This window comes from Micromonospora sp. NBC_01412, assembly GCF_045040215.1.
GTDB classification, from domain to species: Bacteria; Actinomycetota; Actinomycetes; order Mycobacteriales; family Micromonosporaceae; genus Micromonospora; species Micromonospora rubida.
The window spans coordinates 5,844,137-5,857,562 of sequence record NZ_CP109528.1; the positions used below are offsets into that span (position 1 = coordinate 5,844,137).

General features: G+C 75.1%; 10 protein-coding genes. 9 read left to right on the forward strand and 1 reads right to left on the reverse strand.

The window, feature by feature from the left end; all coding sequences use genetic code 11:
* Nucleotides 1-120 precede the first annotated feature (120 nt).
* The 9 genes from recN to OG617_RS25885 all read left to right on the forward strand — a co-directional run bounded on the left by recN (nt 121) and on the right by OG617_RS25885 (nt 12,831).
* Nucleotides 121-1,878 carry a DNA repair protein RecN gene (recN, locus tag OG617_RS25845; protein WP_405095535.1) on the forward strand — a complete coding sequence of 586 codons (1,758 nt, stop codon included), beginning with the start codon at nt 121-123 and terminating at the stop codon, nt 1,876-1,878.
* Nucleotides 1,879-1,998: 120 nt separating this feature from the next.
* Complete coding sequence (steA, locus tag OG617_RS25850) at nt 1,999-3,177, forward strand: putative cytokinetic ring protein SteA (RefSeq protein ID WP_405095536.1); 1,179 nt, start codon at nt 1,999-2,001, stop codon at nt 3,175-3,177.
* Between the two features lie 27 nt (nt 3,178-3,204).
* Nucleotides 3,205-4,140, forward strand: a complete 936-nt coding sequence (locus OG617_RS25855) for a copper transporter (protein WP_405095537.1) — start codon at nt 3,205-3,207, stop codon at nt 4,138-4,140.
* Between the two features lie 67 nt (nt 4,141-4,207).
* Nucleotides 4,208-5,074, forward strand: coding sequence for a hypothetical protein (locus tag OG617_RS25860; RefSeq protein ID WP_405095538.1), 867 nt, complete (start codon nt 4,208-4,210; stop codon nt 5,072-5,074).
* A gap of 1 nt (nt 5,075) precedes the next feature.
* Nucleotides 5,076-6,773 (forward strand): murein biosynthesis integral membrane protein MurJ, encoded by a 1,698-nt coding sequence (gene murJ, locus OG617_RS25865; protein WP_405095539.1) that lies wholly within the window; start codon nt 5,076-5,078, stop codon nt 6,771-6,773.
* Nucleotides 6,774-6,825: 52 nt separating this feature from the next.
* Complete coding sequence (locus OG617_RS25870) at nt 6,826-7,986, forward strand: glycosyltransferase family 4 protein (protein ID WP_405103962.1); 1,161 nt, start codon at nt 6,826-6,828, stop codon at nt 7,984-7,986.
* Nucleotides 7,986-10,313 carry a hypothetical protein gene (locus tag OG617_RS25875; protein ID WP_405095540.1) on the forward strand — a complete coding sequence of 776 codons (2,328 nt, stop codon included), beginning with the start codon at nt 7,986-7,988 and terminating at the stop codon, nt 10,311-10,313. The genes OG617_RS25870 and OG617_RS25875 overlap by 1 nt, the downstream gene beginning before the upstream one ends.
* 152 nt (nt 10,314-10,465) lie before the next feature.
* A complete protein-coding gene (locus tag OG617_RS25880; RefSeq protein WP_405095541.1) occupies nt 10,466-12,229 on the forward strand; it encodes a CTP synthase in 1,764 nt (587 codons plus the stop codon).
* On the forward strand, nt 12,226-12,831 hold the full coding sequence (locus OG617_RS25885) for an NUDIX domain-containing protein (protein WP_405095542.1): 606 nt from the start codon (nt 12,226-12,228) through the stop codon (nt 12,829-12,831). Before OG617_RS25880 ends, OG617_RS25885 begins: the two co-directional genes overlap by 4 nt.
* 156 nt (nt 12,832-12,987) lie before the next feature.
* Here OG617_RS25885 and OG617_RS25890 read toward each other — a convergent pair whose 3' ends face one another.
* The gene (locus OG617_RS25890) at nt 12,988-13,368 is read right to left on the reverse strand and encodes a TM2 domain-containing protein (protein WP_405095543.1); all 381 of its coding nucleotides are present in this window, start codon (nt 13,366-13,368) and stop codon (nt 12,988-12,990) included.
* Between the last annotated feature and the right edge of the window lie 58 nt (nt 13,369-13,426).

Below are 13,426 nucleotides of genomic sequence, written 5' to 3' on the forward strand. Positions count from 1 at the left end.
CCCAGCAGGTTGGACGGCGGGCCGGTGGCGGCGCCGGGGCGGGTGTTCGCCCGGGTCGACGCCGCGTCCCGGCCCCGCCGGCTGGTCAACTGTCGGGGCCCGCGTCTACTGTCGGGTGCTGTGTTGGAAGAGCTGCGCATCACCGGACTGGGCGTCATCGAGGACACCACGCTGCCGTTGACCGCCGGGATGAACGTCATCACCGGCGAGACCGGTGCCGGCAAGACGATGGTGGTGACCGGCCTCGGCCTGCTCTTCGGCGGCCGGGCTGACGCCGGCCGGGTGCGCGCCCAGCCGGGCCGCGCGGTGGTCGAGGGGCGGCTGCGCCTCGGCGGACGGGTCGCGGCGGCCGTGCACGCGCGGGTCACCGACGCCGGCGGCGAGCCCGACGACGACGGCACGCTGCTACTGAGCCGGACGGTCACCGTGGAGGGGCGCTCCCGGGCGTACCTGGGCGGGCGGAGCATGCCGGTGGCGATGCTCGGCGAGGTCGGCGAGCAGGTGGTGGCGGTGCACGGCCAGTCCGACCAGCTGCGCCTGCTGCGACCGGCCGAGCAGCGGGCCTCGCTGGACCGGTTCGCCGGGCCGGAGCACGAGAAGCTGATCGACGCGCTGCGCGAGGCGTTCACCCGGTGGCGGACGGTGGTCGAGGACCTGGCCGACCGGCGGCGCAACGCCCGGGCCCGCAGCCAGGAGGCTGACCTGCTCCGGCTGGGGCTGGACGAGATCAGCCGGGTCGACCCGCAGCCGGGTGAGGACAACGAGCTGAAGGCGGAGGCGCAGCGCCTGGAGCACGCCGAGGGGCTGCGCACGGCGGCGCAGACGGCGTACCAGTGCGTGGCCGGGGGCGCGGAGGCGACCGACGAGACGCCGGATGCCACGGCGCTGCTCGGGCTGGCCCGGCGCACGCTGGAGGCGCAGGCCGGCACCGACGCGTCTCTGGGCGACCTGGCGGCCCGGCTGGAGGAGGCGGCGACCCTGGTCGCCGACGTTTCCGCCGAGCTGTCGGCGTACCTGGCGTCGCTGGACGCCGACCCGGCGCGGTTGCAGACCATCTACGAGCGGCGGGCGGCGCTGCGGGGGCTGACCCGCAAGTACGCCGACGACGTCGACGGGGTGGTCGCCTGGGCGGAGCGGGCCCGCGCCCGGCTTTCCGACCTGGGCACCTCCGACGAGCTCCTCGACGAGCTGGACCGGGAGGCGTCCCGGCTGGCCGGTGAGGTGGCCGAGCTGGCCGGGCGGGTGTCGACATCCCGACAGGAGGCGGCGATCCGGTTCGCCGAGCAGGTCACCGTCGAGCTGGCGGGGCTGGCCATGCCGCACGCCCGGATCGAGGTGGCGGTGCTGCCCCGGCCGGTGGGGAAGTCGGAGCCGAGTCTGCCGGTCAACGGCGTCGAGGTCAGCGTGGGTCCGGACGGCGGTGACGAGGTGGAGCTGCGGCTGCTGGCCCATCCGGGCGCGCCGTCGCTGCCGTTGCAACGCGGCGCGTCCGGCGGTGAGCTGTCCCGGGTGATGCTCGCCATAGAGGTGGTCTTCGCCGGTTCCGGCGGCCCGCCCACCCTGGTATTCGACGAGGTCGACGCGGGTGTCGGTGGCCAGGCGGCGGTGGAGATCGGCCGCCGGCTGGCCCGGCTGGCCCGCAGCCACCAGGTGCTGGTGGTCACCCACCTGCCGCAGGTGGCCGCGTTCGCCGACCAGCATTTGGTCGTGGCGAAGGACACCGGGGGCGCGGTGACCACCAGCGGGGTGCGGGTGGTGGAGGACACCGAGCGGGCCCGCGAGCTGGCCCGGATGCTGGCGGGTTTGCCGGACTCCGATCTGGGTATCGCCCACGCGGAGGAGCTGTTGGCCGTTGCGGCTCGGGAAAGGCGGCCCTGACCGCGGCCGATTGTGAGCGCAGGCACACTGGTGTGCGCTGCGGTGTGCTTCCCTGGGTAGGCGGCCCTGCTCAGGCATGTCGCGACAGAAAAGCCTGCCTCACATGCCAGGATGGTCACGATGCGTCTACCCACGTTGCGCCGGATCCGGAGCGCGGAACCGGACACAGTCCTCGGCACCGCGCGCCTCGATCGCCGGACGAAACGCCTGGTCGGCCGGCTGCGCCCGGGCGATATCGCGATCATCGACCACGTCGACCTGGACCGGGTGGCGGCCGACTCGCTGGTCGCCGTCGGAGTCACCGCAGTGCTCAACGCCAAGCCGTCGGTCTCCGGCCGGTATCCGAACCTCGGCCCCGAGGTGCTGGTCGCCGGCGGCATCCCACTCCTGGACGACCTCGGTGAGGGGATCTTCGAGCAGGTCCGGGAGGGCGACACCGTCCGGATCGAGGGCAACACCGTGTACGTCGGCGGCGAGCCGGTCGCGCACGGCGCCCTCCAGGACACCGAGACGGTGGCCAAGGCGATGGCCGACGCCCGGGAGGGGTTGTCGGTGCAGTTGGAGGCGTTCGCCGCCAACACCATGGACTACCTCAGGCAGGAACGCGACCTGCTCCTCGACGGCGTCGGCGTGCCGGAGATCCAGACCCAGGTCCAGGGCCGGCACTGCCTGATCGTGGTGCGCGGCTACGACTACAAGGACGACCTGGACGTGCTGCGCCCGTACATCCGGGAGTTCAAGCCGGTGCTGATCGGCGTGGACGGCGGGGCGGACGCCCTGGTCGAGGCGGGTTACACCCCCGACATGATCATCGGGGACATGGACTCGGTCACCGACGACGTGCTGCGCTGCGGCGCCGAGGTGATCGTGCACGCGTACCCGGACGGGCGGGCGCCGGGACTGCCCCGGGTCAACGGGCTCGGCGTCCCGGCGATCACCTTCCCGGCGGCGGCGACCAGCGAGGACCTGGCGATGCTGCTGGCCGACGAGAAGGGCGCGTCGCTGCTGGTGGCGGTCGGCACGCACGCCACCCTGGTCGAGTTCCTCGACAAGGGCCGGGGCGGGATGGCCTCGACGTTCCTCACTCGGCTCAAGGTCGGCGGGAAGCTGGTGGACGCCAAGGGCGTCAGCCGGCTCTACCGGCAGAGCATCTCCGGTTCCTCCCTGCTGCTGCTGGTGCTCGCGGCGGTGGCGGCGATGGCCTCCGCCGTGGCGGTCTCCACCGTCGGCAAGGCATACCTGGGCGTGGTCAGCGAATGGTGGAACAATTTCGTGTTCCAGCTCGGCCAGCTCTTCTAGCTCCCGACCGATCAAGAGGCTGCAAGCGTGATCAACTTTCGCTACCACGTGGTGTCCCTGACCGCGGTCTTTCTGGCGTTGGCCATCGGCCTGGTGGTCGGCACGGCCGCCCTCAACGGCCCGGTGGCCGACTCGCTCAAGGACCGGGTGAACGAGCTGAGCAAGGACAACCAGCAGAGGCGCCAGATGGTCAACAGCATGCAGAAGGAACTGGAGACGGAGCAGCAGTTCGCCGCCGAGATCGCCCCGATCGTGCTGTCGGGCAAGCTCGCCGGCCGCCGGGTGCTGGTGCTCGACCTGCCCAGCGGGCGGGAGCACACCGACGGCGTGCTGAAGATGCTCCGGACCGCCGGGGCCACCGTCACCGGTCGGGTCGACCTCCAGGACAAGTTCATCAACCCGGACAACAACAGCAACCTGATGGAACTGGCCGTCACCGCGGCCCGGCCCAGCGCCCCCGCCTCCGGCCTGCCCGGCAACGGCCACGGCGTGGAGACCTCCAGCGCCCTGCTGGCCAGCGTCCTGCTGGACCGGGCCGGCGGCACCCCCGTCACCGAGGCCGACCGCCTGGCGGTGCTGGCGTCGTACACCAAGGCCGGTTACCTGACGACCGACGAGAAGGTGACCGGGCCGGCCGAGGCGGTGGTGCTGGTCAGCGGGCAGCCGTACGTGGACAAGGACTCGGCGAAGAAGGACGAGTCGGTGGTCAAGGTCGCCGAGCAGTTCGACCGGGCCGGCGCGATCGTGGTGGCCGGCACCGGCTCGGCCGGCGGGAACGTGGTGTCGGTGGTCCGGAACGATCCGGTGCTGTCGCAGTCCATCTCCACCGTTGACGACGCCAACACCATGCAGGGGCAACTGGTCACCAGCCTGGCACTGGTGCAGCAGGTCGTCGAGAAGAAGGCCGGCCAGTACGGCGTGGGCGACAACGTCACCGCAATACTGCCTAGACTGCCCCAGTGAGCGAACGACGTACCCGGCTGTCCGATCCCGCCCGCCACGCAGGCGGCGTCCTGAACGGGGTGACCGCGTGAGCCTGTTGGGCCGCCTGCTGATCGCCGGGGCCGGCGCCGCCGCCGCCCGGTACGCGCTGCGCGAGGTGCGCACGTCGCCGGTCGCCCCGGCTCTGGACCGCACCAACTTCCGGGGCCGCACGCTCACCCTTGCCGCCGGCCCGGCGCTCGCCGCCGGTGCCGCCGCGGCCGGCGCGCTCGGCGCGCCCAGTGGGCCCGCCGGCGCCGCCGCGCTGGTGGCCGGCGTGGGCGGGGGAGCTGTCGGCGTCTACGACGACATGGTCGGCGCCCGGCCGGAGCAGAAGGCCGCCAAGGGCTTCGCCGGGCACCTCGCGGCGCTGCGGGAGGGGCGGGTCACCGCCGGCCTCGTCAAGATCGTCGGAGTGGGCGCGGCCGGGCTCGGCGCCGCCGCGCTGCTCGCCGCGGACCCCACCGTCGCCGCCCATCCCCGCCGGCAGCGCCACGGCGCGGTCGGTCGCACCGTCGACGTGCTGCTCGGTGCCGGGGTGATCGCCGGCACCGCCAACCTGCTCAACCTGCTCGACCTGCGGCCGGGCCGGGCGTTGAAGTCCGGCCTGCTGCTCGGCGCGCCGCTGGCCCGGGGCCCGCACGGCGGGATCGCCGCCGGTGCGGTGGGCGCCGCAGCCGGCCTGCTCGGCGACGACCTCGACGAACAGGTGATGATCGGCGACGGCGGGGCCAACGCGCTCGGCGCGCTGCTCGGGGTGGCCCTCGCGGCCCGCACCGGGCCGCTCGGCCGGGCCGGCGTGCTCGCCGTGCTCGCCGGGCTCACCGCGGCCAGCGAGAAGGTCAGCTTCACCCAGGTCATCCAGGCCACCCCGGGCCTGCGCGAGCTGGACGCACTGGGCCGGCGCACCGACTGACGTGAAGACCCCGGCACCCCTCGCCGGCACCGGCCGCGTCGCCGGAGCGGCCGTCCTCATCGCCGCGCTCACCGTCGTCAGCCGGCTCGCCGGCTTCGGCCGCACCCTGGTGTTCACCTGGACGCTGGACTTCGGCGACCTCGGTGACATGTACGTCGTCGCCAACACCGTGCCCAACATCATCTTCGAGATCGTGGCCGGTGGGGCGCTGGCGAGCCTGGTCGTACCGCTGCTGGCCGGGCCGGTCGCGGCGGGGGACCGGCGGACGGTGGCCGCGACCACCGGGGCCCTGCTGACCTGGACGGTGACCCTGCTGGTGCCGCTGGCCGTGGCGGTCGCCCTGCTGGCCGGGCCGATCGTCGAGGCGTTCAGCTCCGGACGCAGCCCGGCGGAGTTGGCCGCCGGCGCCCGGATGCTGCGGATCTTCGCCCCCCAGCTGCCGCTCTACGGCATCGGCATCGTGCTCACCGGGGTGCTCCAGGCGCACCGCCGGTTCGCCTGGCCGGTCATCGCCCCGCTGCTGTCCAGCCTCACCGTGATCGCGGTGTACCTGGCCTTCGGCGCGGCCGAGGGGCGCCGGGCCACGGTCGCCGGGGTGAGCCGGGGTGGCGAACTGGTCCTCTCCGGCGGCACCACCCTCGGAGTGGTGGTGCTGTCGCTGTCGCTGCTGATCCCGCTACGTCGGATGGGCCTGCGGCCGCGCCCCGGGTACGCCTTCGGCGCCGACGCCCGGGCCCGCGTCGGTGGGCTGGCGACGGCAGGTGTGGTCACCGTCGCCGCCCAGCAGATCGCCCTCGCCGTGCTCATCAAGAGCACCTCCGGCGGACCCACCGGCTCCCTCCAGGTGTTCAACCTGGCCCAGACGATGTACCTGCTGCCCTGGGCGGTGCTGGCCGTGCCGCTCGCCGTCGCCGCGTACCCGACCCTCGCGGCGGCGTCGGCGACCGGCGATGAGGCGGCGTACCGGGGCACCCTCGCCTCGACCACTCGGGGGGTGTTCCTGTTCAGCTGTCTCGGCGCGGCGGCGCTGGCCGGCACCGCCGCGCCGGTCGCCGCGTTCTTCCGCTCGGACGATCCCGCCCCGGTCGCCGCCGGGATCGCCGGCTTCGCCCCGGGCCTGCTCGGCTATGGGCTGTTCGCGGTGCTCTCCCGGGCCCTCTATGCCCGGGGCGACACCCGGGCGGCCACCGCCGCGATCACCGTCGGCTGGCTCGCCGTGCCGCTGGCCGTCGCCCCGCTCGCGGCGCTGCTGCCCCGCGACGACCGGGTGCTCGCGGTGACCCTGGCCAACTCGGCCGGGATGCTGCTGCTCGGCGCCCTGCTGCTGGTCGCGGTCCGTCGCGTGGCCGGTCCCGTCGCGCTGGCCGGCATGCCCCGCGCCGGGGCGGCCGGGCTGCTCGGCGGGGCGCTCGGCGCGCTCGCCGGGGCCGGTGTCGCCCGGGCGCTGGCCGGGGCCGGCGACGGCACCCCGACGGCACCGGCGGCACTCGTGCAGGGCATGCTGTCCGCAGCCGTGGTCGGCGTCGTGTTCCTCGCCATCGTGTACCTGACCGACCGGCGGGACGTCCGGCCGCTGCTGGCCGCCGTGCGCCGCCGGCTGGGCGGGGCGGGCCGGGGAGCCGGGCGGGCCGAAGGGCCTCGGCAGGAGGGCGCGGTCCCCCCGGAGCGGGGCGACGGAAAGGAGACGGTGTCCGGGTGATCGCGACGACGTGCGGCGGGCCGACGACGGTGGCGGGCCGGGGGCGGCCGTGGTGACCGACGCGACGCCGAACGTCCGCCGAAACGGCACCGTGGCGCTGCTGCTCGCGTCCAGCACCGGCGGCGTCGGCCAGCACGTCCGCTCCGTCGCCCGAGGGATCGCCGCGGCGGGCGCCCCGGTGCTGGTCTGCGGTCCGGCCGCCGCCGAGGAGCAGTTCGACTTCACCGGCGTGGGCGCCCGGTTCCGGCCGGTGGAGATCCCGGCCAGCCCCACCCCGGCCGACGCCCGGGCGGTCGCCGCCCTGCGCCGCGCGCTGGCCGCCGAGCCGGTCGCCGTGCTGCACGCGCACGGGCTGCGCGCCGGGCTGGTCGCCGTCCTCGCCCGGCCGGCGGTCCCACTGGTGGTCACCTGGCACAACGCGGTCCTCGCCCGGGGGTTGCGCGGCGGGCTGTCCCGCCTCGCCGAGCGGGTCGTCGCCCGGGGCGCCCGGGTCGCGCTCGGCGCCTCGACCGACCTGGTCGAGCGGGCCGCCGCGCTCGGCGCCGCCGACGCCCGGCTCGCCCCGGTCGCCGCGCCGGCGCTGCCCGCGCCGCGCCGCCGCCGGGCCGCCGTCCGTGCCGAGTTCGGGGTGGCCGCCGACCAGCCGCTGATCGTCTCGGTCGGCCGGCTGCACCCCCAGAAGCGGTACGACGTGCTCATCGACGCCGCCGCCCGGTGGCGCGGTCGGACCCCACCGCCGGTCGTGGTGATCGCCGGCAGCGGGCCGGCGTACCTGCCGCTGGCCGCCCGGGTCTCCGCAGCCCGCGCCCCGGTCACCCTGCTCGGGCACCGCACCGACGTGGCCGACCTGCTGGCCGGCGCCGACCTGGCCGTGGTGACCAGCGACTGGGAGGCCCGCCAACTCTTCGCCCAGGAGGCGCTGCGCGCCGGCGTACCCCTGGTGGCGACCGCCGTCGGCGGCCTGCCGGAGCTGGTCGGTGACGCGGCCGCGCTGGTGCCCCCTGACGACGTGGACGCGGTCGACGCCGCCGTGCGGGGGCTGCTCGACGACGCCACCCGCCGGGCCGACCTGGGCCGGGCCGGCGCGGCGCGGGCCGGGACCTGGCCCACCGAGGCGGACACCGTCGCCGAGTTGGCCGCGCTCTACGCGGAGCTGGCCCCCGACGCGGCCGGCCCGGCCGCCCCCGACGCCCCGTCGACGGGACGCCGGTGATGCTGCGCAGAGTCACGCCGATCCTGCTGACGCTGCTGGTCGTGGTCCTCGGCGTCGCCGCCCTCGCCGCGCGGCCGACCGGGGAGGCCCCCCGGCGCACCGCCGATTTCGTGGTGCTGGCCGGGGTGGCGGGCCTGCGCTGGGACGACGTGGACCCGCAGACGACCCCGACACTGTGGCGGATGGCGCAGGAAGGCTCGATCGGCTCCCTGTCGGTGCGCTCCGCGCACCGGCCCACCTGCCCCGTCGACGGCTGGCTGACCCTCGGCGCCGGCAACTTCGCCGCCTGGAACGGCAGCCGCGGCACGGGTGCCTGCCCGGCCGTCGGGGTGACCGTGGAGCAGCCCGACGGCATCGGCGCGAACCTGCCCGACCAGGGGGGCGTCGTGCGGTACAACCAGCAGCGCCAGTCCTGGGGCGCGGTGCCCGGCGCGCTCTCCGAGTCGGTGCGCTGCTCGGTCGCGGTCGGCTCCGGCGCGGCGGTGGCCGCCGCCCGCCCGTTCGGTCGGGTCGACCGGTACGCCCCGGAGCTGCCCGACGACCCGGCCCCGCTGCTCGGCTCCTGCGTGCTGAGCATCGTCGATCTCGGCGCTGTCTCCGGCGAGGACCCGGCCGCCCGGGCCGAGCAGGCCCGTCGGGCGGACGCCGACCTGGCCCGGGTGCTCGCCGCGCGGCCCCCGCGCTCCCTGGTGCTGGTCGCCGGGGTCTCCGACACCGGCCTGCCGTCTCGGCTGCACGTCGCCGTCGCCGACGGCCCCGGCTGGGAGCAGGGTTGGCTCACCTCGCCCACCACCGGGCGGGAGGGCTACCTGCAACTGGTCGACCTGGCGCCGACCGCCCTCGCCGCCCTCGGTCGGCCGATGCCGGAGCGGCTGTTCCTCGGTCGGCCCGCGGTCACCGTCGGCGGCCGGCCGGCGGACCTTTCGGCCGCGCTCGCCGCACCGGCCGACGCCGACCGGGAGTCCGCCGCCCAGCGGCGGGTCACCGGCTGGTTCTTCGCCCTGCTCGTGGGCGCGCAGGTGCTGCTCGCCCTCGCGGTGCTGCCGCTGCTGCGCCGCGCCCGCCGGCACGCCGGGCCGGTCGGCCCGACGCCGGTGCCCCGGCGGGTGGTGGCGACCGTGGAGTTGCTGCTCGTCGCCGTCGCACTGGCCGTGCCGGCGGCCCTGCTCGCCGACGTCGTGCCGTGGTGGCGCGGCGATCACGCCGGCTGGTGGTTCGCCACCGTGACGGCGCTGCTGGTGGCCGGGGGGACCGTCGCCGTCCGGTTCGTCCCCGGGCATGCCTCGACGCTCGGCCCACTCGGCGCGGTCGCCGGCCTGGCCACCGTCGTCGTCGCCACCGACGTGCTCACCGGGGCCCGGTTGCAGATCAACGGGGTGGTCGGCTACTCGGCCCTGCAGGGCGGCCGATTCGCTGGCCTGGGCACCGTCGGGCTCGGCGTGTTCATCGCCGGGTCCCTGCTCTGCGCCGGCTGGCTGGCCCAGCGGGTCCGCCGCCAGTGGCGGCCCATGGTGGTGGTCGCCGTCGGCGGGCTCGCCGTGGTGGTGGTCGGCAGCCCGTACCTGGGGGCGGACTCGATCGGCGCGATCGCGCTGACCGCCGGGGTGAGCGTGGCTGCGGCGATCAGCACCGGCGGCTGGCTGACGGTCAGCCGGCTGGTCTGGGCCACCATGGCCGGGCTGGCCCTCACCATCGGCTACGCGGTGATCGACCTGCGCCGGCCGGCCACCGAGCGGGGCAGCCTCGGCCGGTTCCTGGCCGCCGTCGGCGACGGCACCGGCGGACTGACCGTGCACCGGTCCAGCAGCGCCAACTTCGAGACGCTGGTCAACAGCCCGCTGACCGTGCTGGCCCTGCTCGGCGCCCTGCTGGTCTGGTTCGCGCTGCTTCAGCCGTGGGGCGGGCTGATGCGGCTGTTCGGCATCTACCCGGCGATGCGGGCCGCGATGGCCGGCACGGCGGTGGCCGCCGTCATCGGTGGGGTGCTCAGTGGCTCCGCGCTCGATGTCGCGGGGGCCGCCGGGGCGCTGGCGGTGCCGATGGCGGCCCTCGCGGCGCTGCGGGTGCTCGACCACTCCGCCGACCGGACCCAGCCAGCCGACGGCGGCCCGGCCAACGGCCGCCCCGGCGGGTCGCCGCGCATCCCGGACCGGGGCGACCTGGACGCGGCGCCGGCCCGGTCGGGTGGCCCGGCACCGGACGGCCCGGCCGACGCTTCGGTGGACGCCCCGGCCGACGGCTCGGCCGGTGACGCCGGTGGCGGGGACCCGGCCCGACGCACGCCGGGTCGGGACGCCCGCGCATCAACCGAGGTCGCGACGGCCTGACCTCCCCGGCGCTGCACTGGCGGGGGACCTCGGGTGCGGCCTGCGGGCCCGGCCCGGGGAGGTGTTAGCGTGGAATCCCGTGGATCGCGTGATCACTTTGCTGATCGGCACGGCGGTCTGCACGACCGCGACGGACGACACGGGAGCAGGCCTTGGCCCCTTCAGCACGGACGACCAGGCACATTTTCGTCACCGGGGGAGTCGCCTCCTCGCTGGGTAAGGGCCTCACCGCCTCCAGCCTCGGCAGCCTGCTGAGCGCGCGCGGGCTGCGCGTGGTGATGCAGAAGCTCGACCCCTACCTCAACGTCGACCCGGGGACGATGAACCCGTTCCAGCACGGTGAGGTGTTCATCACCGAGGACGGCGCCGAGACCGATCTGGACGTCGGGCACTACGAGCGCTTCCTGGACCGGGACCTGTCCGGCAAGGCGAACGTCACCACCGGCCAGATCTACTCCGAGGTGATCGCCAAGGAACGGCGCGGCGAGTACCTGGGCGACACCGTCCAGGTCATCCCGCACATCACCAATGAGATCAAGGCCCGGATCCTCGGCATGGCCGACCCGGACGGCGACGGTCAGGCTCCGGACGTGGTGATCACCGAGGTCGGCGGCACCGTCGGCGACATCGAGTCGCTGCCGTTCCTCGAGGCGATCCGGCAGGTCCGTCACGACCTGGGCCGGGACAACTGCTTCTACCTGCACGTCTCCCTGGTGCCGTACCTGGCCCCGTCGGGGGAGCTGAAGACCAAGCCGACCCAGCACTCGGTGGCCCAGCTGCGCAACATCGGCATCCAGCCGGACGCGATCGTGCTGCGCTGTGACCGGGAGATCCCGGACAAGCTCAAGGAGAAGCTCTCGCTCTACTGCGACGTGGACCGGGAGGCGGTCGTCGCCGCCCCGGACGCGCCGAGCATCTACGACATCCCGAAGGTGCTGCACCGGGAGGGCCTGGACGCGTACGTGGTGCGCCGGCTCGGCCTGTCCTTCCGCGACGTCGACTGGGCCAGCTGGGACGACCTGCTGGACCGCGTGCACCAGCCGCACCACACGGTGACGGTGGCGGTGGTCGGCAAGTACGTCGACCTGCCCGACGCGTACCTGTCGGTCAGCGAGGCGATCCGGGCGGCCGGGTTCGGCCACCGGGCCCGGGTGCAGCTGCGCTGGGTACCCAGCGACGACTGCGTCACCCCGGCCGGCGCGGCGGCGGCCCTGGCCGGCGTGGACGGCATCGTCATCCCCGGCGGCTTCGGTGTGCGCGGCATCGAGGGCAAGATCGGCACCGCCCGGTACGCCCGGGAGAACGGCGTGCCCCTGCTCGGCCTCTGCCTCGGCCTGCAGTGCATGACCATCGAGGTGGCCCGCCACCTCGCCGGCCTGGCCGGGGCGAACTCGCTGGAGTTCGACGAGGAGGCCGCGCACCCGGTCATCGCCACCATGGCCGACCAGGAGGACATCGTCGCCGGCCGGGGCGACCTGGGCGGCACCATGCGGCTCGGGGCGTACCCGGCGCGGCTCGCCGAGGGGTCGCTGGTCGCCGAGGCGTACGGCAGCACCGAGGTCAGCGAGCGGCACCGGCACCGGTACGAGGTGAACAACGCCTACCGTGACCAGCTCACCAAGGCCGGGCTGGCCATCTCCGGCACGTCCCCGGACGGCCGGCTGGTCGAGTTCGTCGAGCTGGACCGCGCCCTGCACCCGTTCTTCGTGGCGACCCAGGCGCACCCCGAGCTGAAGAGCCGGCCGACCCGGCCGCACCCGCTGTTCGCGGCGTTCGTGAAGGCCGCCGTGACGTACTCCGAGGCCGACCAGCTCCCGGTCAACCTGGACGCCGCCCCGGCGGCGGAGGAGGCGGCCCGCCGGGCCGAGCGCAACGGTGGGGCGGCCGCCGAGAAGAAGACGGCGTCGGCGTCGTGAGCGCCGTGGAGCACCGTTACGAGGTGACCGGGCGGCGGCAGGTCTGGGCCGGGCGGATCTTCTCCGTGGTCACCGACGAGGTCATTATGCCCGGCGGCGGCACCTCCGCCCGCGACTACGTGAGGCACGTCGGCGCGGTGGCCGTGGTGGCGGTGGACGACGCCGGCCAGGTGGTGCTGATCCGGCAGTACCGCCACCCCGTCGGCCGGCACCTGTGGGAGCTGCCGGCCGGCCTGACGGACGTCTCCGGGGAGGACCTGGCCGCCGCGGCGGCCCGCGAGCTGGCCGAGGAGGTTGACCTCACCGCCGGCACGGTCGACGTGCTGGTCGACCTGCACAGCTCGCCCGGCTTCACCGACGAGGTGGTCCGGGTCTTCCTGGCCCGGGACCTGGCCGACGTGCCCACCGAGCGGCGCCACCAGCGCAGCGAGGAGGAGGCCGATCTCCAGGTGGTCCGGGTCGACCTGGACGAGGCGGTGCGGATGGTGCTGGCCGGGGAGATCACCAACGCCTCCGCCGTGGCCGGGCTGCTCGCCGCCGCCCGCGCCCGGGACACCGGCTGGTCGGTGCTGCGCCGCCCGGACGCGCCGCTGCCGCGCTGAGCGACCGCGCGGCCGGGCCGGCCGGCGGCCCGTGACCAGGTGCTTGTCATCAGGGGCCGGGACAGGGGCCGGTGGAATCGGGGCCCGGCCGGTGGGTACGACGAGGAGAGGGGCCGTGCGGCGAACCGCACGGCCCCTCTCCGTCGCTGTCGGACGTCAGTCGCGCAGCGGGCGACCCTGCCCGTCGACGCCGCCGTTGACCAGGATCAGGATGCCGTCGATGAGGCCCCAGATGCCGCCGGCGCCGCAGGTCACCAGGCTCACCACGAGCTGGATCACGCCGGTCTTGGTGTCGCCCATGTAGAAACGCCCGGCGCCGAAGGTGCCGAGGAAGATGCCGAGGAGGCCCGCGACGAGCTTGCTCTTGTCGGAGGTGCCCTGCGGGTGCTGCTGATAAGGAGTGGTCATGGGGCGACACCCTAGTGATCCACTCAGGTCCTGTCCGCCCCGGAGTCCGCCCTGTGGGACGATCGGGGTCGAATATGTCCTGATGGATGAGATGTTCTCCACCGTCGGTCCTGTCGATGCCTGACACATCGTCAGCCCCGGCGGGGACCGGATGCCACAGTGTCGGCGCTGCGCGGCGGACTGCGCG